20 protein-coding genes and 1 pseudogene are annotated in these 23,323 nt (G+C 71.7%); 11 read left to right on the top strand and 10 right to left on the bottom strand.

Annotated elements, in window-relative coordinates:
* The first annotated feature begins 14 nt into the window (after positions 1–14).
* A complete protein-coding gene (locus tag V4Y03_RS10880; protein ID WP_332434781.1) occupies positions 15–242 on the top strand; it encodes a hypothetical protein in 228 nt (75 codons plus the stop codon).
* 128 nt (positions 243–370) lie between these two features.
* Here the strand turns inward: V4Y03_RS10880 and V4Y03_RS10875 are convergent, their stop codons facing one another.
* Positions 371–883 (bottom strand): MarR family winged helix-turn-helix transcriptional regulator, encoded by a 513-nt coding sequence (locus V4Y03_RS10875; RefSeq protein WP_317877929.1) that lies wholly within the window; start codon positions 881–883, stop codon positions 371–373.
* Between the two features lie 145 nt (positions 884–1,028).
* Here V4Y03_RS10875 and V4Y03_RS10870 point away from each other — a divergent pair, with 145 nt between their 5' ends.
* The 4 genes and pseudogenes from V4Y03_RS10870 to alc all read left to right on the top strand — a co-directional run bounded on the left by V4Y03_RS10870 (position 1,029) and on the right by alc (position 4,415).
* Positions 1,029–1,982 carry an EamA family transporter gene (locus V4Y03_RS10870; RefSeq protein WP_332434780.1) on the top strand — a complete coding sequence of 318 codons (954 nt, stop codon included), beginning with the start codon at positions 1,029–1,031 and terminating at the stop codon, positions 1,980–1,982.
* 54 nt (positions 1,983–2,036) lie between these two features.
* A pseudogene (locus V4Y03_RS33880) lies at positions 2,037–2,258 on the top strand (DMT family transporter); the annotation flags it as partial.
* 46 nt (positions 2,259–2,304) lie between these two features.
* A complete protein-coding gene (locus V4Y03_RS10860; protein WP_332434779.1) occupies positions 2,305–3,231 on the top strand; it encodes a LysR family transcriptional regulator in 927 nt (308 codons plus the stop codon).
* A 59-nt stretch (positions 3,232–3,290) separates the two neighbouring features.
* Positions 3,291–4,415, top strand: coding sequence for an allantoicase (gene alc / locus V4Y03_RS10855; RefSeq protein ID WP_317877926.1), 1,125 nt, complete (start codon positions 3,291–3,293; stop codon positions 4,413–4,415).
* Positions 4,416–4,546: 131 nt separating this feature from the next.
* Here alc and pepN (V4Y03_RS10850) read toward each other — a convergent pair whose 3' ends face one another.
* From pepN (V4Y03_RS10850) to V4Y03_RS10840, 3 genes are all read right to left on the bottom strand, one after another.
* A complete protein-coding gene (gene pepN / locus V4Y03_RS10850; RefSeq protein ID WP_332434778.1) occupies positions 4,547–7,120 on the bottom strand; it encodes an aminopeptidase N in 2,574 nt (857 codons plus the stop codon).
* Positions 7,121–7,274: 154 nt separating this feature from the next.
* Positions 7,275–8,291 (bottom strand): aspartate-semialdehyde dehydrogenase, encoded by a 1,017-nt coding sequence (locus V4Y03_RS10845; RefSeq protein ID WP_317878106.1) that lies wholly within the window; start codon positions 8,289–8,291, stop codon positions 7,275–7,277.
* Positions 8,292–8,406: 115 nt separating this feature from the next.
* Positions 8,407–8,961, bottom strand: coding sequence for a CGNR zinc finger domain-containing protein (locus V4Y03_RS10840; protein ID WP_317878105.1), 555 nt, complete (start codon positions 8,959–8,961; stop codon positions 8,407–8,409).
* 133 nt (positions 8,962–9,094) lie between these two features.
* On the opposite strand from V4Y03_RS10840, the gene V4Y03_RS10835 reads away from it, so the two are divergent.
* The 4 genes from V4Y03_RS10835 to V4Y03_RS10820 all read left to right on the top strand — a co-directional run bounded on the left by V4Y03_RS10835 (position 9,095) and on the right by V4Y03_RS10820 (position 12,388).
* Positions 9,095–9,997, top strand: a complete 903-nt coding sequence (locus V4Y03_RS10835) for a pyridoxamine 5'-phosphate oxidase family protein (RefSeq protein ID WP_332434777.1) — start codon at positions 9,095–9,097, stop codon at positions 9,995–9,997.
* Positions 9,998–10,097: 100 nt separating this feature from the next.
* Positions 10,098–10,649: an HPP family protein gene (locus V4Y03_RS10830; protein WP_332434776.1), complete on the top strand. Its 552-nt coding sequence runs from the start codon at positions 10,098–10,100 to the stop codon at positions 10,647–10,649.
* 9 nt (positions 10,650–10,658) lie between these two features.
* Complete coding sequence (locus V4Y03_RS10825; protein WP_332434775.1) at positions 10,659–11,126, top strand: NUDIX hydrolase; 468 nt, start codon at positions 10,659–10,661, stop codon at positions 11,124–11,126.
* 101 nt (positions 11,127–11,227) lie between these two features.
* Positions 11,228–12,388: a serine hydrolase domain-containing protein gene (locus V4Y03_RS10820; RefSeq protein WP_332434774.1), complete on the top strand. Its 1,161-nt coding sequence runs from the start codon at positions 11,228–11,230 to the stop codon at positions 12,386–12,388.
* Positions 12,389–12,392: 4 nt separating this feature from the next.
* Here the strand turns inward: V4Y03_RS10820 and V4Y03_RS10815 are convergent, their stop codons facing one another.
* Both V4Y03_RS10815 and pepN (V4Y03_RS10810) read right to left on the bottom strand, forming a co-directional pair.
* Positions 12,393–13,400: a hypothetical protein gene (locus tag V4Y03_RS10815; protein ID WP_332434773.1), complete on the bottom strand. Its 1,008-nt coding sequence runs from the start codon at positions 13,398–13,400 to the stop codon at positions 12,393–12,395.
* Positions 13,401–13,548: 148 nt separating this feature from the next.
* The gene (pepN, locus tag V4Y03_RS10810) at positions 13,549–16,098 is read right to left on the bottom strand and encodes an aminopeptidase N (protein ID WP_332434772.1); all 2,550 of its coding nucleotides are present in this window, start codon (positions 16,096–16,098) and stop codon (positions 13,549–13,551) included.
* Between the two features lie 143 nt (positions 16,099–16,241).
* On the opposite strand from pepN (V4Y03_RS10810), the gene V4Y03_RS10805 reads away from it, so the two are divergent.
* Positions 16,242–16,877: a mycothiol-dependent nitroreductase Rv2466c family protein gene (locus V4Y03_RS10805; RefSeq protein ID WP_332434771.1), complete on the top strand. Its 636-nt coding sequence runs from the start codon at positions 16,242–16,244 to the stop codon at positions 16,875–16,877.
* Positions 16,878–16,989: 112 nt separating this feature from the next.
* Here the strand turns inward: V4Y03_RS10805 and V4Y03_RS10800 are convergent, their stop codons facing one another.
* The 3 genes from V4Y03_RS10800 to V4Y03_RS10790 form a co-directional block, all read right to left on the bottom strand.
* The gene (locus V4Y03_RS10800; RefSeq protein ID WP_317873373.1) at positions 16,990–17,634 is read right to left on the bottom strand and encodes a superoxide dismutase; all 645 of its coding nucleotides are present in this window, start codon (positions 17,632–17,634) and stop codon (positions 16,990–16,992) included.
* A gap of 208 nt (positions 17,635–17,842) precedes the next feature.
* Entirely contained in the window at positions 17,843–19,255 is a 1,413-nt protein-coding gene (locus V4Y03_RS10795; RefSeq protein ID WP_332434770.1) for an amino acid permease, read from the bottom strand.
* A 114-nt stretch (positions 19,256–19,369) separates the two neighbouring features.
* Positions 19,370–20,758: an amino acid permease gene (locus V4Y03_RS10790; protein ID WP_332434769.1), complete on the bottom strand. Its 1,389-nt coding sequence runs from the start codon at positions 20,756–20,758 to the stop codon at positions 19,370–19,372.
* A gap of 254 nt (positions 20,759–21,012) precedes the next feature.
* On the opposite strand from V4Y03_RS10790, the gene V4Y03_RS10785 reads away from it, so the two are divergent.
* Positions 21,013–21,606, top strand: a complete 594-nt coding sequence (locus tag V4Y03_RS10785) for a biotin transporter BioY (RefSeq protein WP_332434768.1) — start codon at positions 21,013–21,015, stop codon at positions 21,604–21,606.
* Between the two features lie 75 nt (positions 21,607–21,681).
* Here V4Y03_RS10785 and V4Y03_RS10780 read toward each other — a convergent pair whose 3' ends face one another.
* Positions 21,682–23,145 carry an amino acid permease gene (locus V4Y03_RS10780; protein ID WP_332434767.1) on the bottom strand — a complete coding sequence of 488 codons (1,464 nt, stop codon included), beginning with the start codon at positions 23,143–23,145 and terminating at the stop codon, positions 21,682–21,684.
* Positions 23,146–23,323: the final 178 nt, after the last annotated feature.

The raw sequence follows: 23,323 nt of genomic DNA, 5'->3' as shown, positions 1-23,323 counted from the left end.
GCTACGTTTGCACCGTGGACAAGAAGAACGCACTGCGCGCCGGCTCGATCGCGGCCGGTACGACGCTGATGATGCTGCTCATGTCGTCCCCCGCGCTCGCTCTCACCCGCGACGACGGCGACGACCCGGCTCCCAAGCTGGAGGTCATCGAGACCCTCGGTCTGTTCGTGGCCACACCGCTGGTGCTGTTCCTGGTGATCGCCGGCCTGGTGATGGTGCTCGACAAGTCCAAGAAGGCCTGACGGCCGCTTCCTTCTCTCCGCCGAGGGCGCCGCACGGTACGAGGTACCGCGCGGCGCCCTCGCGTGCGTCAAGGCCCTTCACGGGCCCGGGGCCGGCGGAGGCAGGCCCCTCGCGGGGGTCCGGCCCCTCACACCGTCGTGGCGAGCAGTTTCCGCAGCAGCCCGGTCAGCTGGTCCGCCTCCTCCTCGGTGAGCGCGGCCTCCAGGGCGGCGCGCTGCTCCCCGAGACCGGCCTCGACGGCCCGGTCCACCAGCTCCCGGCCGCGCTCGCTGAGCGTGACCCGCAGGCCCCGCCGGTCGTTCGGGTCGGGGCTGCGGGTGAGCAGCCCGGCCTTCTCCAGCTTGTCCAGTCGGCCGGTCATCCCGCCGGTCGTGATCATCAGCGTGGCGGTCAGCTCGCGCGGTGAGAGCGTGTACGGCTCGCCGGACCTGCGCAGGGTCGCGAGCACGTCGAACTCCCCGAGTGCCATGCCGTAGGGCGCGTACGCCTTGTCGACCCTGCCGCGCATGGCGTTGGACAGGCGGTAGATCCGCCCGAACACGGCCATCGGCACGGTGTCCAGGTCGGGGCGCACGGCCGCCCACTGGTCGGCGATGGCGTCGACGGCGTCATGGGCGGGTCCGGGGTTCTTCGTCTCCATGCGAGCAGTCTCCTCTTCCGCGTGACTCGATGGCAAGAAAGCCACTTGCAAGTAAGTAGCTTAGTGCTAAGTTAATTACTGCCAAGCCAGTCCGGCGCCCATCGGGGAGCCGGCGCCGCCGCATCGCATCAGGGGGGAACCCGCCATGTCCCGCAAGGCAGCCGTCGTCGCACTGACCGCCCTCGCCCCGATCTCCTGGGGCTCCACCTACTTCGTCACCACGGAGTTCCTGCCGCCCGACCGGCCGCTCTTCACCAGTCTGATGCGCGCCCTGCCCGCCGGTCTCCTGCTCCTCGCCCTCACCCGCAAGCTCCCGCGGGGCGCCTGGTGGTGGAAGGCGGCCGTCCTCGGCGCCCTCAACATCGGCGCCTTCTTCCCGCTGCTCTTCCTCGCCGCCTACCGGCTCCCCGGCGGTGTCGCCGCCGTCGTCGGTTCCGTCGGCCCGCTCTTCGTCGTCGGCCTCGCCGCCCTCTTCCTCGGCGAGAAGCCCACGGTGAAGACCCTGCTCACCGCCGTCGCCGCCGCCTTCGGCGTCAGCCTCGTCGTCCTCAAGGCCGGGGCCGGGTTCGATCTGGTCGGCGTGTTCGCCGGACTGCTCTCCTCGCTCTCGATGTCCGCCGGCATCGTCTTCACCAAGCGCTGGGGCCGCCCCGAGGGCGTCGGCGCCCTCGCGCTCACCGGCTGGCAGCTCACCGCGGGCGGCCTGGTCATCCTGCCCATCGCCTTCCTGATCGAGGGCGCCCCGCCGGCCCTGACCGGCACCAACCTGGCCGGCTACGCCTACCTCGCCTTCGGCAACACCGCGATCTCGTACTTCCTCTGGTTCCGCGGCATCGAGCGGCTGAGCGCCTCCTCGGCCACCCTCCTCGGCCCGCTCTCGCCGATCACCGCGGCCGTCATCGGCTGGGTGGCGCTCGGCCAGGCCCTCGGCCCGGTGCAGGTGCTCGGCATGACGATCGCCTTCGGCGCCACGCTGGCGGGCCAGCTGAGCCCCCGTACCGCCAAGGCCCCGGCGGCGCCGGTGGAATCGTTCAGTTCGACTGAAAAGAATGGCCAGGAAGTTTCGATGGACCTGGATGTTTCGGCGGTGCGACGGTAGGCGGCATGAAGCCGACCACCGCCCGCCACCCGACCGCGGCCCCGGACATCACCGATACCCGGCACCGATACGAGCGGCACCACCACCGCAGCCCCCGAGAGGCCGGCACCCGTCAAGGGCGCCGGCCTCGGCGTGCTCCTCGCCCCGCTCGCCACCGTCGTCCGGTCCGGCAGCTTCGTCGTCGCCCGCGCCCTCCATGACACCGTCCCCCCGGTGCAGGCCGCCTTCTGGCGCTGGATCGTCGCCCTCGTCGCCGTCGCCCCGCTCGCCGCCCGCGAGACTGAGCTCGGCCCGGTAGGCGGGGCCGGATATGTTGCGCCCCATGACCGAGTGGGACATCAAGAAGCTCCAGATCCTCCGCACCCTCCGTGACCGCGGCACCGTCACCGCGACCGCGGAGGCCCTGCTCATGACCCCCTCGGCCGTGTCGCAGCAGCTCACCAACCTCGCCAAACAGCTCGGGGTGCGGCTCCTGGAGGCCCAGGGCCGGCGCGTCCGGCTCACCGACGCCGCCCATCTGGTGCTGCGACACGCCGAGGTGGTGTTCGCCCAGCTGGAGCGCGCCGACGCCGAACTCGACGGATATCTGCGGGGCGAGGCCGGCCAGGTGCGGGTCGCGGCCTTCTCGACCTCCGTCACCGCCCTCGTCGTACCCGCCGTACGGCAGCTCCGCACCGCGCACCCCGGGCTCGACGTCCGGATCACGGAGGCCGAGGCGGCGGAGGCGTACGAGCTGCTCTCGGCCGCCGAGGTCGATCTGGCGCTCTCGCTCGCCGCGCACGCCCCCTCCGCCCGCGACCCCAAGTTCAGCCGGGTGCCACTGCTCGCCGACCCGCTCGACGTGGCCCTGCCCGCCGGACATCCGCACGCCGACGCGCCGGGACTCCGGCTCGCCGACCTCGCCGCCGAACCCTGGATCTTCGGCGGCTCGGGGCCCTGGTCGGAGATCACCACGGCCGCCTGCGAGGCCGCCGGATTCGTCCCCGAGCAGGCCCACAGCGCCTCCGGCTGGACCGCGATCCTCGCCATGGTCGAGGCCGGGATGGGCATCGCCCTGGTGCCCCGGATGGCCTCGGCGGAACGCCCCGGCGGCACCGGCGTCGTGATGCGGGTCCTCTCCGCCGACCAGCCGCGCCGCCATGTGGTCGCGGCGGTACGGCGCGGGGCGGCGGAGGGTCCGGGGGTGGCGCGGGTGCTCGCGGCGCTCCGGCAGGCGGCGGCGGCCCGGAAGACCGTTCAGCAGAGCTGAACAGTATCGTCGAAAACATTCGATGGACCGGGGTGTCCCGACCGGAGGAAGCTCGTCCCATGAGCAGCCTCGACGTGAACCAGGACCCGCACGCCAACGACGCCGCCCCCTACTCCGGAGGCGACCCGTACGCCGACTACCGCACCGGTGACTTCCCCTTCACCGAGCTGGTCGACCTCGCCGACCGCCGCCTCGGCGCCGGGGTCGTCGCCGCGAACGACGAGTTCTTCGCCGAGCGCGAGAACCTCCTCGTCCGCGAGCGCGCCGTCTTCGACCCGGAGCACTTCGGCCACAAGGGCAAGATCATGGACGGCTGGGAGACCCGCCGCCGCCGCGGCGCGGACGCCGAGAACGTCTTCCCGGCCCCCGAGGACCACGACTGGGCGATCGTCCGGCTCGGCGCCCCCGGCGTGATCCGCGGGATCGTCGTCGACACCGCCCACTTCCGCGGCAACTACCCGCAGCGGGTCAGCATCCAGGCCGCCGCCGTGGAGGGTTCGCCCAGCCCCGGGGAACTGCTCGACGCGAAGTGGGAGGAGCTGGTCCCGCCGACCCCCGTGCGCGGCCACGCCGCCAACGGGTTCACCATCGACGCCGAGCGCCGCTGGACCCACCTCCGCGTCTGCCAGCACCCCGACGGCGGCATCGCCCGCCTCCGCGTCCACGGCGAGGTCGTGCCCGACCCCGAGTGGCTGGAGCTGCTCGGCACCCTCGACCTGATCTCCGTGCTCAACGGCGGTTCGTACGAGGACGCCTCGGACAAGTTCTACTCCTCGCCGACCCAGATCATCCTGCCCGGCACCTCCCGCAAGATGGACGACGGCTGGGAGAACCGCCGCCGCCGGGTGCGCGGCACCAACGACTGGGTGCGCTTCCGGCTCGCCGCGCAGGGCGCCGTCCGCGCCGTCGAGATCGACACCGCCTACCTCAAGGGCAACTCGGCCGGCTGGATCGCCCTCCAGGGCCGCAACGGCGAGACGGGCGAGTGGTTCGAGATCATCCCCCGGACCCGGCTCCAGCCCGACACCCTGCACCGCTTCAAGCTGCCCGCGCAGGCCGTCGTCACCCACGTCCGCCTCGACGCCTTCCCCGACGGCGGCGTGGCCCGGATGCGGCTGCACGGGGCGCTGACGGAGCAGGGCGCGGCCGACCTCCGCGCCGGGTTCGCCCGCCTGGGCGGCTGAGCGAAGGACCCGCACACTTCCGCCCGGCGGAGCGGCCGCGCGCCGACGCCCGCCCGCCGGGCGGACTCCACGCACGAGGAAGGGGCGCCCCCACGGGGGAGGGCGCCCCTTCTTTCGTACGGCCTGCCGGACTACTTCGCGGCCGCGTCCGCCGCCTGTGCCCTCAGGGCGCGCTCGACGCCCGCGCGGCACTCCGTCACCATGCGCCGCAGCGCCGGGACCGGGTCGTTCTCGGCGATCCACGCGTCCGTGGCGTCCAGGGTCTCCTGCGAGACCTGGAGCGCCGGGTAGAGGCCGACCACGATCTGCTGGATCATCTCGTGGCTGCGGGTCTCCGCGACGCCCTTGATCGACGCGAAGTACTTCGCTGTGTACGGGGTGAGCAGCTCGCGCTGGTCGGACTGGACGAAGCCGCCGATGACGGCCTCCTGCACGGCGTTGGCCAGCTTGTCGTCCTCGACGACCGATGCCCAGGCCTCCGCCTTCGCCGCCTCCGCCGGACGGGCCGCGCGCGCGGTCGCCGCGTGCCGCTCGCCCGCCGCCGTACGGTCGCGCTCCAGCTCGGCGGCGATCTCCGCCTCGTCGAAGCGGCCGGTGGCCGCGAGCCGCTGCACGAACGCCCAGCGCAGCTCGGTGTCGACGGCCAGGCCCTCGATCACCACGGAGCCGTCGAGCAGCCCGGCGAGCACGTCGAGCTCCGCGTCCGTACGGGAGGTCGCCGCGAAGGCCCGCGCCCACGCCAGCTGGTGGTCGCTGCCGCCCGCGGCGGCACGCAGCTGCTCCTGGGCGAAGGCGCCCCAGCGGGCCAGGCCGGTGGTCCGGAACTCCGGCGCCGCGTACAGGTCGAGGGCCGCCTTGACCTGGCCCTGGAGCGACTGGACCACACCGATGTCGGACTCCTTGGCGATGCCCGAGAGCACCAGGTCCAGGTAGTCGCGGGTGGCCAGCTCGCCGTCGCGGGTCATGTCCCAGGCCGAGGCCCAGCACAGGGCGCGCGGCAGCGACTCGGCGAAGTCGCCGAGGTGCGCGGTGACGTTCTTGAGGGACACCTCGTCGAGGCGGACCTTGGCGTACGACAGGTCGTCGTCGTTGAGGAGGACGACCGCCGGGCGGGACTTGCCGAGGAGCTGCGGTACGGCGGTCAGCTCGGCGGCCTCGATGTCGAGTTCGAGGCGCTCGGTGCGGACCAGCTTGCCGGCCGCGTCGAGGTCGTAGAAGCCGATCGCGATCCGGTGCGGGCGCAGCACGGCCTCGCCCTTGGCGCCGGCGGGCAGTGCCGGGGCCTCCTGCCTGACGGCGAAGGCGGTGATGGAGCCGTTCTCGTCGGTCTCGATCTCCGGGCGGAGGATGTTGATGCCGGCGGTCTCCAGCCATGCCTTCGACCAGGTCTTGAGGTCGCGGCCCGAGGTCTCCTCAAGGGCGCCGAGGAGGTCGGAGAGGCGGGTGTTGCCGAAGGCGTGCGCCTGGAAGTAGGCCTGGACGCCCTTGAAGAACTCGTCCTCGCCGACGTAGGCGACGAGCTGCTTGAGCACGCTCGCGCCCTTGGCGTACGTGATCCCGTCGAAGTTGACGAGCACGTCCTCCAGGTCGTTGATCTCCGCCATGATCGGGTGCGTCGACGGCAGCTGGTCCTGGCGGTAGGCCCAGGTCTTCTCCGCGTTGGCGAAGGTGGTCCAGGCGTTCGGCCAGCGGGTGCCGGGCACCGAGGCCTGGCAGGCGACCGAGGTGAAGGTGGCGAACGACTCGTTCAGCCAGAGGTCGTTCCACCACTCCATGGTCACGAGGTCGCCGAACCACATGTGGGCCAGCTCGTGCAGGATGGTCTCGGCGCGCCGCTCGTACGCCGCGTCCGTCACCTTCGAGCGGAAGACGTACTGGTCGCGGATGGTGACCGCGCCCGCGTTCTCCATCGCGCCCGCGTTGAACTCGGGCACGAAGAGCTGGTCGTACTTCGCGAACGGGTAGTCGTACGCGAACTTCTCCTGGAACCAGTCGAAGCCCTGGCGGGTCACGTCGAAGATGTGGTCCGCGTCGAGGAACTCGGCGAGCGAGGGACGGCAGTAGATGCCGAGCGGGACGGTCTGGCCGTCCTTCTCGTACGTCGAGTGCACCGAGTGGTACGGGCCGACGATCAGGGCCGTGATGTACGTGGAGATGCGCGGGGTCGGCTCGAAGACCCACACGTCCTGGTCGGGCTTCGGGGTCGGCGAGTTCGAGATGACCGACCAGCCGCTCGGGGCCTTCACGGTGAACTGGAAGGTCGCCTTGAGGTCGGGCTGCTCGAACGAGGCGAAGACGCGACGCGCGTCCGGCACCTCGAACTGGGTGTACAGATAGGCCTGGTCGTCGACCGGGTCGACGAAGCGGTGCAGGCCCTCACCGGTGTTGGTGTACGCGCAGTCCGCGACCACCTTGAGCTCGTTGCGGCCCGCGACGAGGCGGTCCAGGGCGATCCGCGAGTCGCGGAAGGCGGCGGCGACGTCGAGCGCGTGGCCGTTGAGGACGACCTCGTGGACGGCGGGCGCGACGAGGTCGATGAAGGTCGAGGCACCGGCCTCGGCGGAATCGAAGCGGACGGTGGTGACGGACCGGTAGGTGCCGCCCTCCTGCGCGCCGGTGAGGTCGAGTTCGACCTCGTACGCGTCCACGGTCAGCAGCGCCGCCCGCTGCTGAGCCTCTTCACGGGTCAGGTTCGTGCCAGGCACCCGGTCAACTCCTCGGTTTCGTGACGTTTGGGCCATCCTTCCACGGGGCGGCTCGGCGGCGCACGGAACATTTCCACGGCGCGATCCGGGCCCGGGCACGCCGGAGGGGCGGCGACCCGCGACGGGTCACCGCCCCTCCGGGGGGTCGTACGGTTCAGCCCTTGAGCTCGGCCGCGACCAGCTCCGCGATCTGCACGGCGTTCAGCGCCGCGCCCTTGCGCAGGTTGTCGTTGGAGAGGAAGAGCGCCAGACCGTTGTCGACGGTCTCGTCCACCCGGATGCGGCCGACGTACGAGGCGTCCTTGCCGGCCGCCTGGAGCGGGGTCGGGATCTCGGACAGCTCGACGCCCTCGGCGTCCTTGAGCAGCTCGTAGGCGCGCTCGACGCTGATCGGACGCTCGAAGCGGACGTTGACCTGGAGCGAGTGGCCCGAGAAGACGGGGACGCGGACGCAGGTGCCGGAGACCTTGAGCTCCGGGATCTCCAGGATCTTGCGGGACTCGTTGCGGAGCTTCTGCTCCTCGTCGGTCTCGAAGGAGCCGTCGTCGACGATCGAGCCGGCCAGCGGGACCACGTTGAACGCGATCGGGCGCTGGTAGACGGTGGGCTCGGGGAACTCGACGGCCTCGCCGTCGAAGGCCAGCCGGTCGGCGGTCTCGGCGACGGCGAGGGCCTGGGTGCGCAGCTCGGCGACACCGGCCACGCCCGAGCCGGAGACGGCCTGGTAGGTGGTGGCGACCAGCGCGGTCAGGCCGGCCTCCTGGTGGAGCGGCTTGAGGACCGGCATGGCGGCCATGGTGGTGCAGTTCGGGTTGGCGATGATGCCCTTGGGGCGGTCCTTGACCGCGTGCGGGTTGACCTCGGAGACGACCAGCGGGACCTCGGGGTCGCGGCGCCAGGCGGAGGAGTTGTCGATCACGACGGCGCCCTGGGAGGCGACCTTCTCGGCGAGGGCCTTGGAGGTGGCGCCACCGGCGGAGAACAGGACGATGTCCAGGCCGGTGTAGTCGGCGGTGGAGGCGTCCTCGACCGTGATGCCGTCGACGACGGTGCCGGCGGAGCGGGCGGAGGCGAAGAGCCGCAGCTCGTCGAGCGGGAACTCGCGCTCGGCCAGGATGCTGCGCATGACTGTGCCGACCTGACCGGTGGCTCCGACGATTCCGACCTTCACGGGGACTCCTCCGTACGTATGTGCAGGGTGCTGCCGGTCCATGATGCGTATGTCCCGTGCCGCCTTGTCCAATCCATTGTCCAAGGGCCGGGACGGCCGGCCGGGTGCCCGCCCCTCAGCTCTCCTTCGTACGGGCGTAGTGGCGGGAGGCCTTGGCCCGGTTGCCGCAGACCGCCATCGAGCACCAGCGGCGGGTGCCGTTCCGCGAGGTGTCGAAGAAGTGCAGGATGCACGCCTCGTGGGCGCAGGCCCGGATGCGGTCGGGCGCGGTGCGGAGCAGGTCGAGGTAGTCGCGGGCGGCGGTCCAGCCGGGGCCCCGGGCGGGGTCGGTGAACTCGGCGCGCTCGCCGGGGCCTTCGGTGGTGAGGGTGGCCCGGATGCGGCCGTGGCCGAGGACGGCGTCGACGCGGGCGGTGGCGTCGGGGTCGCCGGGGCGGTCGACGAGCGCGGCGAGCGCGTCCCGGGCGGTGAGGGTGTGGCGGAGGGTGGCCGCGTCGGCGGTGAACCGCTCGGCCAGGCCGTTGGCGGCGAGCCAGACGGCGAGGCCCTCGACCCCGGTGAGCAGGTCCTGCCGGACGCCGTCCTCGTTCCAGCGGGTGTTGAGGAGGTCCAGGGAGACGGGCTCGCCGGTGAGCGGTCGCGGGTCGACGGGGGTCGTGGCGGCGGTCATGGCGGCACCCTTCTCGGCGAACTAACCCCTCAAGAATACGTGAGCGGTTGACGCCCCTCCTGGCTAACCACTAAAGTTGAATTAAGGGGTTAGCTCGGAGAAGCCCCGGCATCCGCACCCTCTGGAGGACCCCATGGGCTCCCACGACACGCAGCCCGGACCCGCGTACCACCCCGGCTCCCTCGCCCTCCAGGGCCGCTTCGGCGTCCGCGACCTCGCCGCCCACGTCGGCCGCTCCATCGCCCCCGGCATCCGGCCCGTAGCCGCCGCCTTCGTGGCGGCCCAGCCCATGCTGCTGCTGGGCGCCGCCGACCGCTCCGGCCGCGTCTGGTCGAGCCTCCTCGCCGGGGCCCCCGGCTTCGTCCGCGCCACCGGCCCGCGCACCCTCTCCGTCGCGGGCGGCGTTCCCGCCCACGACCCGCTCGCCGGGGCCGTCACCGCCGAAGGAACCGCCGTCGGCACCCTCGCCCTCGACCCCCGCACCCGCCGCCGGATGCGCCTCAACGGCATCGCCAGGCCCAGCGCGCGCGGGATGGTGATCGAGGCCGAGCGGGTCTTCTCCAACTGCCCGAAGTACCTCCACCGACGGGAGTGGTACGGTTCCGACCCCGCCGGCCCCGGAACCGGTGCCGTGCGGCACGGCGAGGTGCTCACCGCCGACCAGGTGCGCCGCGTCCGCGCCGCCGACACCTTCTTCGTCGCCACCGTCGGCCCCGACGGCGCCGAGACCAGCCACCGGGGCGGCAACCCCGGCTTCGTCCGGGTCGAAGCGCCCCGGGAGCTCACCTGGCGCGACTACCCGGGCAACGCGATGTTCCTGACCCTGGGCAACCTGGAGTCGGACGGGCGCGCCGGGCTGCTCTTCCTGGACTGGGAGACCGGGACGACCCTCCAGCTCAGCGGCCTCGCCCACACCGAGTACGGCCCCGAGGGGCGGGTCACCCGCTTCCGGGTCGAGCGCACGGTCGAGACCCCGGCGGGCAGCCCCCTGCGCTGGTCGGCGGTGGACCGCTCGCCGATCGACCCGGCCGCCTGATCCACCGATCGACCCGGCCGCCTGATCCACCGATCGCCCCGGCCGTCTGAACCGCCGATCCCTACCGAAGCCACCTCCGCCGACACCCCGAGGACCGCACGTGACCACCACCCCGGCCCCCGAAGCCACCCTGCCCACCGCGGCCACGGCCGCCACCCCGCCCCGAGCCGACACCCGCCCCGGACCGCCCCCGCGCCCCCGGCTCCGGGTGCTGCTCGGTTCCACCGTCGGCAGCGTCGCCGCCCTCCTGGTCCTGGTGGCCGTCGGCACCGCGCTCGACCTGCCCCTGCTGATCCCGCCGCTGGCGGCGAGCATGGCCCTGGTGGCGGGCGCCCCCGACCTCCCGCTGTCCCAGCCGCGCTCGGTCGTCGGCGGCCAGTTGCTCTCCGCGCTCACCGGCTTCGCCGTCCTGGCCCTCGCGGGGCCGGGCCTCTGGTCCGCCGCCGTAGCGGGCGGCCTCGCCCTCGGCGTGATGACGGCGGCCCGCACCCCGCACTCGCCCGCCGCGGCCACCGCCGTGATCGTCGCCCTCCAGTCGCCGCCCTTCGGGTCGTTTATCGGCCTTCTCGCCCTCGCCTCCGTCCTGCTGGTCGCCGTCGGCCTCGGAGCCGCCCGCGTCACGGGCCGGACGTATCCCGCGTACTGGATCTAACCTCGTTCCATGAAGCAGGAGTTGAGGGTGGCGGCCTACGCCGTGTGCGTCCGGGACGGCGAGCTGCTCCTCGCCCGCTGGGTGGCGGACGACGGGACCAGGCGGTGGACCCTGCCCGGCGGTGGCATGGACCACGGCGAGGAGCCCGTACGGACGATGGCCCGGGAGGTCGAGGAGGAGACCGGCTATCGCGTCGAGCCCACCGCCCTCCTCGGCGTCGACTCCGTCCGCCGCGGCCGGCTCCGCCGGTTCGGGGGACCGGGCGACTTCCAGGGCCTGCGGATCATCTACGAGGCCCAGGTCACCGGGGGCGCCCTGCGCAACGAGACCGGCGGTTCCACGGACCTCGCCGCCTGGCACCCGCTCGACGCCGTCGCCGCCCTGCCCCGGGTCGAACTCGTCGACATCGGCCTCGACCTGTGGCGCGAACGGCCCCCGGTCGGCCGCTCCCGCCTCACCGACCCGTCAAACGGCTGAAAAGGGCTCAACCGCCCCACCCTTGCTCAACCATCCCCGCGGCCCCTCGGTCCTCCCCGCCGACCGCAGCACACGCACAGCAGAGCCACAGGGGAGCCCGCATGTCAGCCGTACGCACCACCCGCACCGTCCTGGCCGCCGTCCTGGTCGCGGGGATCACCGCCACCGCCCTCGCCGCCCCCGCCCTGGCGGCGGCACCGGCGCCCGCACCGGCGAAGCAGGACCACGCGGCCACGCAGCAGGTGCTCTTGGACGCCGTCGACGCCGGGGTGCCCGGCGCCGTCGCCCAGGCCCGAGACGGCCACGGCACCTGGACCGGAACCGCCGGCGACCGCAAGGGGAACGACCGCTATCGCGTCGGCTCCATCACCAAGACCTTCACCGCCACCGTCCTCCTCCAGCTCCAGGCGGAGGGCCGCATCGACCTCGACGACCCGGTCGGGAAGTGGCTGCCCGGCGTCGTCAGCGGCAACGGCCACGACGGCGGGAGGATCACCGTCCGCCGGCTGCTCAACCACACCAGCGGCGTATACAGCTACACCGAGGACCCCGCCTTCCAGGAGAAGGTCTTCGGCCCCGGCTTCCTGGAGCACCGCTACGACACCTGGACCCCGGAGCAGCTGGTCGCCGTCGCCATGAACCACAAGCCGGACTTCGCCCCCGGCACCTCCTGGAACTACTCCAACACCAACTTCGTTCTGGCCGGCATGGTGATCGAGAAGGTCACCGGCCGCCCCTACGGCAAGGCCGTCGAGAACCGGATCATCAAGCCGCTCAAGCTCCGCGCCACCACGGTCCCCGGGACCCGCTCGGCCATGCCGGAGCCCAGCAGCCCGGCGTACTCCAAGCTCTCCCGGGACGTGAACGCCCCCGTCCACGACGTCTCCGCGCTCAACCCGAGCATCGCCGGCGCGGCGGGCGAGATCATCTCCGACTCCCGCGATCTGCAGACCTTCTACCGCGCCCTGCTCAAGGGCCGGCTCCTCACGAAGGACGGTCTGAAGGAGATGACCACCACGGTGCGGATCTCCCCCGACTTCCCGAACGTGGGCTACGGCCTCGGGCTCATGAAGGAGAAGCTGAGCTGCGGGCAGGAGGTCTGGGGCCACGGCGGTGGCATCCACGGCTCCAGCTCCCTCGCCCAGGTGACCCGCGACGGCGAGCACTCCCTCGCCGGCAACTTCAACGCCGACTGGGCGGGCGACACCCAGAAGGTCGTCGAGGCCGAGTTCTGCGGCACCGGCGCCGCCCCCGAGAAGTAGGCCGTCACCGCGGCAGGACGGCGACATACGCGGCGGGCTGCCGGTCCGGCGCGGCCATCAGCGCCGTACGCACCACGGTGGCCTGCTGGTCCATCGCCTCGCGCAGCTTGCGCGGGGTGAGGTGGACGACCGTGATGCCGAGCCGCTCCAGGTGCTCCCGCTTGCGGGTGTACTCGGACCACAGCGCGTCGTCGTCCTGCCGGGGCGCCCGGGTGTCCAGCTCGACGGCGACCGCCTGGTCCGGCCAGTAGGCGTCCACCCCGCCCAGGTGCGGGCCGCCCGGCAGCCGCAGATCCACGTTCCACAGCGGGTCCGGCAGCGCGAACTCCCGCACCATCTCGTACAGCCGCTCCTCGGACAGCGAGCGGCCCTCGGCGAGCAGCGCGTCCACCGCGTCCACCACATGCGCCCGGGTGAGCAGCCGCGCTCGGCTCAACTCCCTTACCACCGTGCCAGGTTCGCAGTGCCCACCGCGGACCGCCTCGGTGAGCAGCAGGCGTACGGTCTCCGCGTCCGAGAGACCCGACACCGCGTCGGCGACGGCGCGGGCGACCGGGGCGACCGGGACCCCGGTGAGCTCCAGCGGCTCCGGGGACTCAGGGGCTCGCACGACCCGCACCCAGCCGGTCGAGCGCAGCCGCCGGGTCCTCGGCACCAGGACGTCGATCCGGTCGAGGGCGGTCAGCGGGGGAGCGGAGGAGAAGCGGTGCAGGGCCAGCGCGGCGAGTCCGGTGATCATCGCGTCGGGGCCCTGCGGGGGTACGGCCCCGGTCCTGCGGGCGTAGAGCAGCGCCGCGTGGAGCCGGTCCTCACTGGTGGGGGCGCCCGGCTGGAGCAGGAGGACACCGGGCAGCAGCTGCTGCCAGCCGCCGCCGGGCCGGCAGCGCGCGGCGACCTCGCCGGCCGGGACGCCCTGGAGCCTCAACTGGTCGGCGGACGCGAGGCGTTGCGTGCCGCCGGTGCGGGAGGTGAGGGGGAGGGGGCGGGGGGTGATGGGGGTGTTGTGGTTCATGCGGGGGGTCTTCCGCTTCCGAAGGCTCCCCTAACCCCTGTTACACGCTCGTCGACAATTGGGGACAACCTCGCCCTAAAGTACGCGCGTTCGAGTGCCGATGGGGGAGCGGCGCACCTTCCGGGGCGCCGCTCCCCTCACGTACCGGCTACTCCGCCGCGCGTCCGTCGCAGGCCTGCGCCCGCAGCGCCCGCGCCAGGTCGTCCCGGGCTTCGAGGACCAGTCGCCGCAGCGCCGGCGCCGCCGACTCGTGCTCCGAGAGCCACGTGTCCGTCGCGGCCAGCGTCTCCTCGTCGTCCTGGAGCCCCGGGAACAGGCCCCGGACCACGTCCATGCCGATCTGGATCGACCGCTCGGCCCACAGTCGCTCGATCGCCGCGAAGTACTTCTCCGCGTACGGCGCGATCAGCTCGCGCTGCGAGGGCTGGACGAAGCCCGCGATCGTCGCCTCGACCAGTGCGTTCGACAGGGTGTCCGACTCGACGACCTGCACCCAGGCCTGCGCCTTGACCGCCGCCGAGGGACGCGAGGCGAGCAGCCGGGTCTGGTGCCGCTTGCCGGTCGCCGTGTCGTCCCGGCCCAGCTCCTCGTCGATCCGGGCCTCGTCCGCGCGGCCGTGCGCGGCCAGCGGGGCGAGCAGCGCCCAGCGCAGCTCCTGGTCGACGTCGAGCCCGTCGATCTTCGCCGTGCCGTCGAGCAGCCCCTCGAGGAGCTGGAAGTCGGCGTCCGTACCGGCGGTGGCCGCGAAGAACCGCGCCCAGGTCAGCTGGTGCTCGCTGCCCGGCTCGGCGAGCCGCAGCTCGCGCAGGCCGCCCTCGGCGAGCAGCCGCCCGCCCTCCTCGCGCCACTCGGGGGCGGCGTAGAGGGTGACGGCCGACTTCGTCCAGGCGTGCACCATCTGGAGGACGCCGATCTCGGTCTCGCGGCCCGCGAAGGCGAGCACGACGGAGACGAAGTCCCGGGCGGGCATCAGCCCGTCACGGGTCAGGTTCCACAGCGCGGACCAGCACAGGGCGCGGGCCAGCGGGTCGGTGATGTCGCCGAGGTGCTCGCGCAGGGTGGCGAGGGAGCCGTCGTCGAAGCGGATCTTGCAGTAGGTGAGGTCGTCGTCGTTGACGAGGACCAGGTCGGGCCGCTCCTCGCCCGCGAGCTCGGTGACGACGGTCCGGGCGCCGGTGAGGTCGGCCTCGGCCCGCGCGTACCGCACGAGGTCCCCGCCGGAGATCCGGTAGAGGCCGACGGCGGCCCGGTGCGGACGCAGCTCGTCGCCCTCCTGGAGGACGGCGAGTTCGGTGATCCGGCCCTCCGCGTCGTAGGTGACGGCCGGGGTCAGGCTGTTCACGCCGGAGGTCTGGAGCCAGGACTTCGCCCAGGTCCTCATGTCACGGCCGGAGGTCTCCTCCAGGATCGTGAGGAGGTCCGCGAGGCGGGTGTTCCCGTAGGCGTGGCGCTTGAAGTAGCGGCGCGCGCCCTCCAGGAACGCGTCCCGGCCCGCGTAGGCGACGAGCTGCTTGAGGACCGAGGCGCCCTTGGCGTACGTGATGCCGTCGAAGTTGAGCTTGGCGTCCTCCAGGTCACGGATGTCGGCCGTGATCGGGTGGGTGGACGGCAGCTGGTCGGCGCGGTAGGCCCAGGACTTGCGGTTGTTGGCGAAGGTCACCCAGCTGTTGCTGAAACGGGTCGCCTCGGCGTTCACGAACGAGCCCATGAAGTCGGCGAAGGACTCCTTCAGCCACAGGTCGTCCCACCACACCATGGTGACGAGGTCGCCGAACCACATGTGCGCCATCTCGTGGAGGATGACGTTGGCCCGGCTCTCGTACGCCGCCTGCGTCACCTTGCCGCGGTAGATGTACTCCTCGCGGAAGGTCACCAGGCCCGGGTTCTCCATCGCGCCGAGGTTGTACTCGGGGACGAAGGCCTGGTCGTACTTCCCGAAGGGGTACGGGTAGTCGAAGTTGTCGTGGAAGAAGTCGAAGCCCTGCTTGGTGATCAGGAAGACGTCGTCCGCGTCGAAGTGCTTCGCGAGCGACTTCCGGCACATCGCGCCGAGCGGGATCTCCAGGTCGCCGCGCTGGTACGAGTCCGTCACGTAGTGGTACGGGCCCGCCACGACACAGGTGATGTACGTGGAGATCGGCGCCGTCTCCGCGAACCGCCACACGCCCTCGGCGTCCTGCTCGCCCGCGCCGTTCGACCAGACCGTCCAGCCCTCGGGCGCGGTCACCGAGAAGCGGTACGGGGCCTTGAGGTCGGGCTGCTCGAAGTCGGCGTACACCCGGCGGGCGTCGGCCGGCTCGTACTGCGTGTAGAGGTAGACCTCGCCGTCCTCGGGGTCGACGAAGCGGTGCATGCCCTCGCCGGTCCGGCTGTAGGCGCACTGCGCGTCCACCACGAGCGTGTTCTCGTCGGCGAGGCCGTCGAGGGCGATCCGCGAGCCGTCGAAGACGACCGCGGGGTCGAGCGCGCGCCCGTTCAGGGTGACCGAGGTCACGGACGGGGCGATCAGGTCGACGAACGTACTCGTGCCCTCGCCGGTGCGGCGGAAGCGGATCGTCGTCTCCGAGCGGAAGGTGCGCACCTCCTCGGCCCGGTCGCCGACCGCCGACCGGAGGTCGAGGGCGACCTCGTAGCCGTCGACGGACAGCAGCGCCGCCCGCTCGTGGGCCTCGTCGCGGGACAGATTCTCACCGGGCACGGTCACTCCTTTGTGGCACGTTCGAAACAGCACCGATCCTCCCATGTGCAGCTGACACCCGGCACAGGGGAATGCCTTCGCGCCGCCCTGGCGTTGCCTCCTTTCGGCGCACCACCTTCCCGACGGCCTTACCGAGGAGCGAGATGTCCGAGAGCAGGACCACCGCCGACTTCTACTTCGACCCCCTGTGCCCCTGGGCGTGGATGACCTCCCGCTGGATGCTGGAGGTGGAGCAGGTCCGCCCGGTCGACGTGCGCTGGAAGGTCATGAGCCTGGCCGTGCTCAACGAGAACCGTCTCGACGAGGTGCCGGCCGAGTACCGCGAGATGCTGGAGACCCAGGCCTGGGGCCCCGTCCGGGTCGTCGTCGCCGCCCAGCAGCTGCACGGCGACGAGGTCGTCGGCAAGCTCTACACGGCGCTCGGCAGCCGTTTCCACAACAACGGCGAGGGCCCCACCCGCGAGGCCATCGCCGGCGCCCTCAAGGACGTCGGCCTGCCCGAGGACCTGGTCGAGTACGCCGACAAGGACACCTACGACACCGAGCTGCGCGCCTCCCACAAGGAGGGCATCGACAAGGTCGGCCAGGACGTCGGCACCCCCGTCGTCGCGGTGCCGGGCCCGGACGGCGACGAGGTCGCCTTCTTCGGCCCGGTGGTCACCCCCACCCCGCGCGGCGAGGCGGCGGCCCGGCTGTGGGACGGCACGCTGCTCGTGGCGTCGACGCCGGGCTTCTACGAGATCAAGCGCACCCGGACGGCGGCGCCCAGCTTCGAGTAGTCCCGGTCGCGCAGCCGGAAGAACCCCCGTGAGTCATGTCCTCACAGGGGTTCTTCCTTCATCCGCCTGCCCGGTGAACGGTGAGAAGACGATCACGAGCAGGAGTCGGGGTTCAGAAGGAGATCAGCGGTACGGAGGCCTTGGCCGCCCGGTAGCGGCGGCTCACGTCCTGCCAGTTGACGAGCTGCCACATGGCTTCGATGAAGTCGACCTTCTGGTTCTTGTACTGCAGGTAGAAGGCGTGCTCCCAGGCGTCGAAGACCAGGATCGGGACGGAGCCCTGGCCGACGTTGCCCTGGTGGTCGTAGACCTGCTCGACGATGAGCCGGCCGCTGACCGGCTCGTGGGCGAGGACGCCCCAGCCGGAGCCCTGGGTGGTCGCGGAGGCCTTGGTGAGCTGGGCCCTGAACTTGGCGAAGGAGCCGAAGGACTCGGTGATCGCCTCCGCGAGGTCGCCGACGCCGTCGGCGGCCAGCGGCTCGCCGCCCCCGCCGTTCTTCGGGCTGGCCATGTTGTTCCAGTAGATGGAGTGGAGGATATGGCCGGAGAGGTGGAAGGCCAGGTTCTTCTCCAGGCCGTTGACCGCGCCCCACTGGTCCTTGTCGCGGGCCTCCTCCAACTGCTCCAGGGTGTCGTTCGCGCCCTTGACGTACGCGGCGTGGTGCTTGTCGTGGTGCAGCTCGATGATCTGCGGATTGATCACCGGTTCCAGCGCCGCGTAGTCGTACGGCAGCTCCGGAAGTGTGTAGATCGCCATGCCCGGCCCCTTCGACTGCTCCTGCTTATTGCAACCTATATGCAAGTGCAGGCTAACAGCAGGTGGGGGAGAAGTTGATCAGCCCTTCGTCCTGGGTCCCGTCCCGGGGCGCGGCGAACTGGTCCCGTCCCCAAGCGCGGCGAAACCCCGGGCACGACGAAGCCCCCGGACCGGCAGACGGTCCGGGGGCTCTCGTACGGGGGAGGGCTCAGGCGGCCCGGCCGGCCGCCGCCCGCTGACGTACGTAGCCGACGATCGCGAGCACCAGCGTCAGCCCGCCCGTCCAGTACAACTGCACCCGGGTGCCTTCCTCGCGGGCCATCAGGACGAAGATCGCCGACATGCAGCCCAGCGCCACCCAGGTCAGCACCGGGAAGGCCCACATCCGCACGACCAGCTTCTCGGGCTCCTCGCGCTCGGTGCGGCGGCGCAGCACCAGCTGGGAGGCGGCGATGAAGAACCAGACGACCAGGATGATCGCGCCGATCGTGTTGAGCAGCCAGACGAAGATGTCGTCCGGACGCCAGTAGCTCAGCAGCACGCACAGGAAGCCGAAGACGGAGGAGACCAGCACCGCGGGGCGGGGGACCCCGCCGTAGGTGCGGCCGAGCGCCTTCGGGCCCTGGCCGCGCGAGACCAGCGAACCGGCCATCCGGGAGGCCCCGTAGATGTTGGCGTTCATCGCGGAGAGCAGGGCGACCAGCACGACCACGTTCATGATCTGGCCGGCCGCCGGGATGCCCAGGTGGTCGAGGGTCGCGACGTACGGGCCCTTCTCGACGACCGCCTTGTCGCCCCACGGGACCAGGGTGACGATGACCGCCATCGAGCCGATGTAGAAGAGCGCGATCCGCCACATCGCCGTACGGACGGCCTTGGCGACGCCCTGCACCGGGTGCTCCGACTCGGCCGCCGCGATGGTGACCGTCTCCAGGCCGCCGTAGGCGAAGACCGAGGCCAGCAGGCCCACGATCAGGCCGTCCGTGCCGTGCGGGAAGAAGCCGCCCTCGCCGGTGAGGTTCGCGGTGCCGGGGGCGTCCGTGCCGGGCAGGACGCCGACGATCGCGAGCACGCCGATACCGAGGAAGAGGACGATCGCGCCGACCTTGAGCGCGGCGAACCAGAACTCGAACTCGCCGAAGTTCTTCACCGCCGCCAGGTTGGTGACGCAGAAGACCAGCATGAAGAGCGCGACCCAGGCCCACTCGGGGCTGCCCGGGAACCAGCCGGTCATGATCTTCGCCGCGCCGATGCCCTCCAGGCCGACGGCGACGCAGAGCAGGAACCAGAACGCCCACCCGGCGGTGAAGCCCGCCCACGGGCCGAGGGCCCGCTCGGCGTGGACGGAGAAGGAGCCGGAGGCCGGGTTCGCCGCGGACATCTCGCCGAGCATGCGCATCACGAGCATGACGAGCACGCCCGAGATCGCGTAGGCGATCACGATCGAGGGGCCGGCGGCGGCGATGCCGGCGCCGGAGCCGACGAAGAGCCCGGCGCCGATGACGCCGCCGAGGGCGATCATCGAGAGATGGCGCTGCTTGAGGCCGTGCGTGAGGCCCTGGGCAGCTGCGGTCGCGCCGTCCTTCCGGTCGGCCGGCGCGGGCGCGGTGGTCCGAGACATGGGCGAGCCCTGTTCACTAGCTGAGACGGGGAGAGCCCACAGTCTGAGCGCGCGCACCGCTCACAGGGAACAGGAGTCCGCTATACGGGCACCAGCCTCACACAAGGTGAAGAATCAGTTCCGGTTCGTACGCAGTTCCCGCACCCACGCCACGAGCAGCACCGCCCCGGTCGCCGCGCTCGACCACAGCACCTGCGGCCTGGCCGTGTCGTCGAGCAGCATCAGCACCAGCACCACCCCCATCGCGGCGAGCGCCACCCAGGTCAGCCACGGGAAACCCCACATCCTCAGCGTCAGCGTCTCGGGCGCCTCCCGCTCGATCCGGCGCCGCAGCCGCAGCTGCGAGACCGCGATCAGCGCCCAGACGAACAGCAGCACCGCGCCGACCGCGTTGAGCATGTAGAGGAAGACGGAATCCGGCCACTTCAGATTGAGCAGTACGGAGACGAAGCCGAAGGCCACCGAGGCCAGCACCGCCCGGCGCGGCACCCCGCCGCCCGCCGCCCTGTCGCCCGACACCTTGAGCAGCCCCTTCGGCGCCTCCCCGCGCTCCGCGAGCGAGAACACCATCCGGGAGGACCCGTACAGGTTGGCGTTGAGCGCCGAGAGCAGCGCCACGAACACCACCACGTTCATGATCTGGCCCGCCGCCGGCACCCCGATCGCGTCCAGGACCGCCACGTACGGCGACTCGCCCGGTTCCATCGACGTCCACGGCAGCAGCGTCACGATCACCAGCATCGAGCCCACGTAGAAGAGCAGGATCCGCCAGACCGCGCTGCGCACCGCCCGCGCCACGTTCCGCGCCGGGTCGTCGGACTCGGCCGCCGCGATCGTGACGACCTCCAGACCGCCGAAGGCGAAGACGACCACGAGGACGCCCGAGACCACGCCCGACCAGCCGTTCGGCAGGAACCCGCCCTGCCCGGTCAGATTCGTGAGCCCCACCGGGTCCGTGTCGGGCAGCAGGCCCCCGATCGCGAGCACGCCCAGGATCAGGAACAGCACGATCGCGCCGACCTTGAGAGCGGCGAACCAGAACTCGAACTCGCCGAAGTTCTTCACCGCCGCCAGGTTGGCGAGGGTGAACACCACCATGAAGACCAGCACCCAGCCCCACTGCGGCACCCCGGGCGCCCAGCCGTGCGCGATCCGCGCCGCACCCGTCGCCTCCACGGCGAGGACCACGACCAGCAGGAACCAGTACAGCCAGCCCACCGAGAAACCGGCCCAGCGGCCGAGCGCCCGCTCGGCGTGCACCGAGAACGCCCCCGAGGCCGGCATCGCCGCCGACATCTCGCCGAGCATCCGCATCACCAGCATCGCGAGCGCGCCGGCGATCAGATACGAGACCACGATGCCGGGTCCGGCGACCGCGATGCCCACGCCCGAACCGACGAAGAGCCCGGCGCCGATCACACCGCCGAGCCCCAGCATCGTCAGATGACGCTGCTTCAGACCGTGGGAGAGGGGCTCCGGTTCGGGAGTGAGAGGGTCGTGCATGTGGGGGCTCGTGCTCTCTGGCGGTTTATGGAGACTCCACAGTCTCTCCAGTGAACGTCCCCTGGCGCAAAAGGGACCTCCACGGAGGAGTTCCCAGTGACAAGCGTCACGTGGCGCGATGTGTGATCGACGGCCTTTGTTCGATCTCCACGAAGCGCTCGCCCCGCGCTTTGTGGGCCGCTGACGGTGATCGGGCGTTCACTCCTGGCATACCGTCAACCTGTCCCACCCACCCTCACCCCCGCGGAGTACCGATGAGCACCGCCGCCGCCCCCGCCCGTACCCTCCGTGCGGGCACCGTCCTCGCCGACCTCATCCCGTCGAGCCGCGCCCGGGACATCGCCCTGGTCGTCGGCGGCGCCGCCCTCACCGGCCTCGCCGCGCAGCTCTCCGTCCCGGTCCCCGGCTCCCCGGTCCCGGTCTCCGGCCAGACCTTCGCCGCCCTGCTCGTCGGCACCGCGCTCGGCGCCCGCCGCGGCTTCCTCGCCCTCGCGCTGTACGCGGTGGCCGGCATGGCGGGCGTGCCGTGGTTCGCCGAGGCCTCCTCCGGTTACGGCATGCCGTCCTTCGGCTATGTCCTCGGCATGCTCCTCGCCGCGACCGTCGTCGGCTCCCTCGCCCGCCGCGGCGCCGACCGCTCGGTCCTGCGCACCGCCGGCACCATGGCCCTCGGCTCCGCGATCATCTACGCCGTCGGCGTGCCCTACCTGGCGCTCGCCACCGGCATGACCTTCGGCCAGGCCGCCGCCGCGGGCCTGACGCCCTTCCTCATCGGCGACGCCCTCAAGGCGGCCCTCGCCATGGGCGCCCTCCCCACCGCCTGGAAGCTCGTCGGCCGCAAGGGCTGAGCGCCCACCGCGCACACGAGGAGGGCCCGTCGTTCCCGGGGGAACGACGGGCCCTCTCGCGTACGGGCTACCGGATCACCGGCGCTCGGAGACCTCCGCGGCCTCCGCGGGCCGGTCGGTACGGCCGAGGCGCTGGCGCACCAGCGAGATCGCGATGACGAGCGCGGCGACGAGCAGGGACAGGACCACCTGGTCGCGGTTGCTGCCGCCGTCGTAGACCATGTAGCCGAGGACGCCGACGATCATGACGATGTTCGCCCAGGTCAGGTACGGGAAGAGCCACATCTTCACGACCAGCTTCTCCGGCGTCTCGCGCAGGATGATGCCGCGCATCTTCAGCTGGGTCACACAGATGACCAGCCAGACGAAGAGCGCCACCGCGCCGGAGGAGTTCAGCAGGAAGGCGAAGACGGTGTCCGGCCACTTGTAGTTGAAGAAGACCGCGACGAAGCCGAAGACGACCGAGCCGAGGATCGCCGCCGTCGGCACGCCCCGCTTGTTGACCTTGGCGAAGGCCTTCGGCGCGTCCCCGCGCCGGCCGAGCGAGAAGGCCATGCGGGAGGCGGTGTAGAGGCCCGAGTTCAGGCAGGAGAGCACGGCGGTCAGGACGATCACGTTCATGATCTGCCCGGCGTGCGGGATGCCTATGGAGTCGAGGGCGGCGACGTAGGAGCCCTTCTCGACGATCGACTTGTCGTTCCACGGCAGCAGCGTCAGGACGACGAAGATCGAGCCCAGGTAGAAGACGCCGATGCGCCAGATCACGCTGTTGGTGGCCTTGCTGACGGCCTTCTGCGGGTTCTCGGACTCGCCGGCCGCCAGGGTGACGATCTCGCTGCCCATGAAGGAGAAGACGACCATCAGCACACCGGTGAGGACCGCGCCCGCACCCATCGGGAAGAAGCCCCCGCTGTCGGTGAGGTGCGCGAAGCCGGCGCCCGGGTTGTCCGAGCCGGGGAGCACGCCGAAGACGGCGAGCAGCCCGATGACGACGAAGGCGCCGATGGCGACGACCTTGATGCCGGCGAACCAGAACTCGAACTCGCCGTACGAGGCGACCGAGCCGAGGTTGGTCGCGGTGAGCACCACCATCACGATGAGCGCCCAGCCCCACTGCGGCACGGCCGGGACCCAGCTCTCCAGGATCTTGGCGCCGGCGGTCGCCTCGACGGCGAGGACGACGACCCAGAAGAACCAGTAGAGCCAGCCGATGCTGAAGCCGGCCCAGCGGCCGAGCGCGCGGTCGGCGTAGGCGGAGAAGGAGCCGGAGGAGGGCCGCGCGGCGGCCATCTCGCCCAGCATCCGCATCACGAAGACGACCATGGCGCCGACGAGTGCGTACGAGAGGAGGATCGCGGGCCCGGCCGCGGCGATGCCGGAGCCGGAGCCGACGAACAGGCCGGCGCCGATGACGCCGCCGATCGCGATCATCGACAGGTGGCGGTTCTTGAGTCCGGCCTTGAGGCCGTCGGCGGACTGCGGGGCGCCGGACGTACCGGTGCCGTCGCTGTCCTTCGTCAGGGTCGGTTGCGTGTTCATCGACGCTTCCTCGTGTGTGGGGGGTGCTCGGGTCGCGAGCCCCAGCATTGAACCCCGTGGGCGGGGATGATCGGAAGCCCTCATTCCGGATCGTTGTACGGGCGACATCGCGAGAGTCGAAGGTCCGTACCAGGTCGGGTGAAGGTCCCGACCCCGATGCCTGCTACCCGGGCCCTGA

Origin of the sequence: Streptomyces sp. P9-A4 (genome assembly GCF_036634195.1) — a bacterium.
Lineage (GTDB): Bacteria > Actinomycetota > Actinomycetes > Streptomycetales > Streptomycetaceae > Streptomyces.
This window is presented reverse-complemented; position numbering and strand designations above follow the sequence as displayed.

Coding starts and splice junctions, on each gene's coding strand:
- V4Y03_RS10875 (WP_317877929.1), bottom strand. CDS start 883: ATGGAGACGAAGAACCCCGGACCCGCCCATGACGCCGTCGACGCCATC.
- V4Y03_RS10870 (WP_332434780.1), top strand. CDS start 1,029: ATGTCCCGCAAGGCAGCCGTCGTCGCACTGACCGCCCTCGCCCCGATC.
- V4Y03_RS10860 (WP_332434779.1), top strand. CDS start 2,305: ATGACCGAGTGGGACATCAAGAAGCTCCAGATCCTCCGCACCCTCCGT.
- alc (WP_317877926.1), top strand. CDS start 3,291: ATGAGCAGCCTCGACGTGAACCAGGACCCGCACGCCAACGACGCCGCC.
- V4Y03_RS10840 (WP_317878105.1), bottom strand. CDS start 8,961: ATGACCGCCGCCACGACCCCCGTCGACCCGCGACCGCTCACCGGCGAG.
- V4Y03_RS10835 (WP_332434777.1), top strand. CDS start 9,095: ATGGGCTCCCACGACACGCAGCCCGGACCCGCGTACCACCCCGGCTCC.
- V4Y03_RS10825 (WP_332434775.1), top strand. CDS start 10,659: ATGAAGCAGGAGTTGAGGGTGGCGGCCTACGCCGTGTGCGTCCGGGAC.
- V4Y03_RS10820 (WP_332434774.1), top strand. CDS start 11,228: ATGTCAGCCGTACGCACCACCCGCACCGTCCTGGCCGCCGTCCTGGTC.
- V4Y03_RS10815 (WP_332434773.1), bottom strand. CDS start 13,400: ATGAACCACAACACCCCCATCACCCCCCGCCCCCTCCCCCTCACCTCC.
- V4Y03_RS10805 (WP_332434771.1), top strand. CDS start 16,242: ATGTCCGAGAGCAGGACCACCGCCGACTTCTACTTCGACCCCCTGTGC.
- V4Y03_RS10800 (WP_317873373.1), bottom strand. CDS start 17,634: ATGGCGATCTACACACTTCCGGAGCTGCCGTACGACTACGCGGCGCTG.
- V4Y03_RS10795 (WP_332434770.1), bottom strand. CDS start 19,255: ATGTCTCGGACCACCGCGCCCGCGCCGGCCGACCGGAAGGACGGCGCG.
- V4Y03_RS10790 (WP_332434769.1), bottom strand. CDS start 20,758: ATGCACGACCCTCTCACTCCCGAACCGGAGCCCCTCTCCCACGGTCTG.
- V4Y03_RS10785 (WP_332434768.1), top strand. CDS start 21,013: ATGAGCACCGCCGCCGCCCCCGCCCGTACCCTCCGTGCGGGCACCGTC.
- V4Y03_RS10780 (WP_332434767.1), bottom strand. CDS start 23,145: ATGAACACGCAACCGACCCTGACGAAGGACAGCGACGGCACCGGTACG.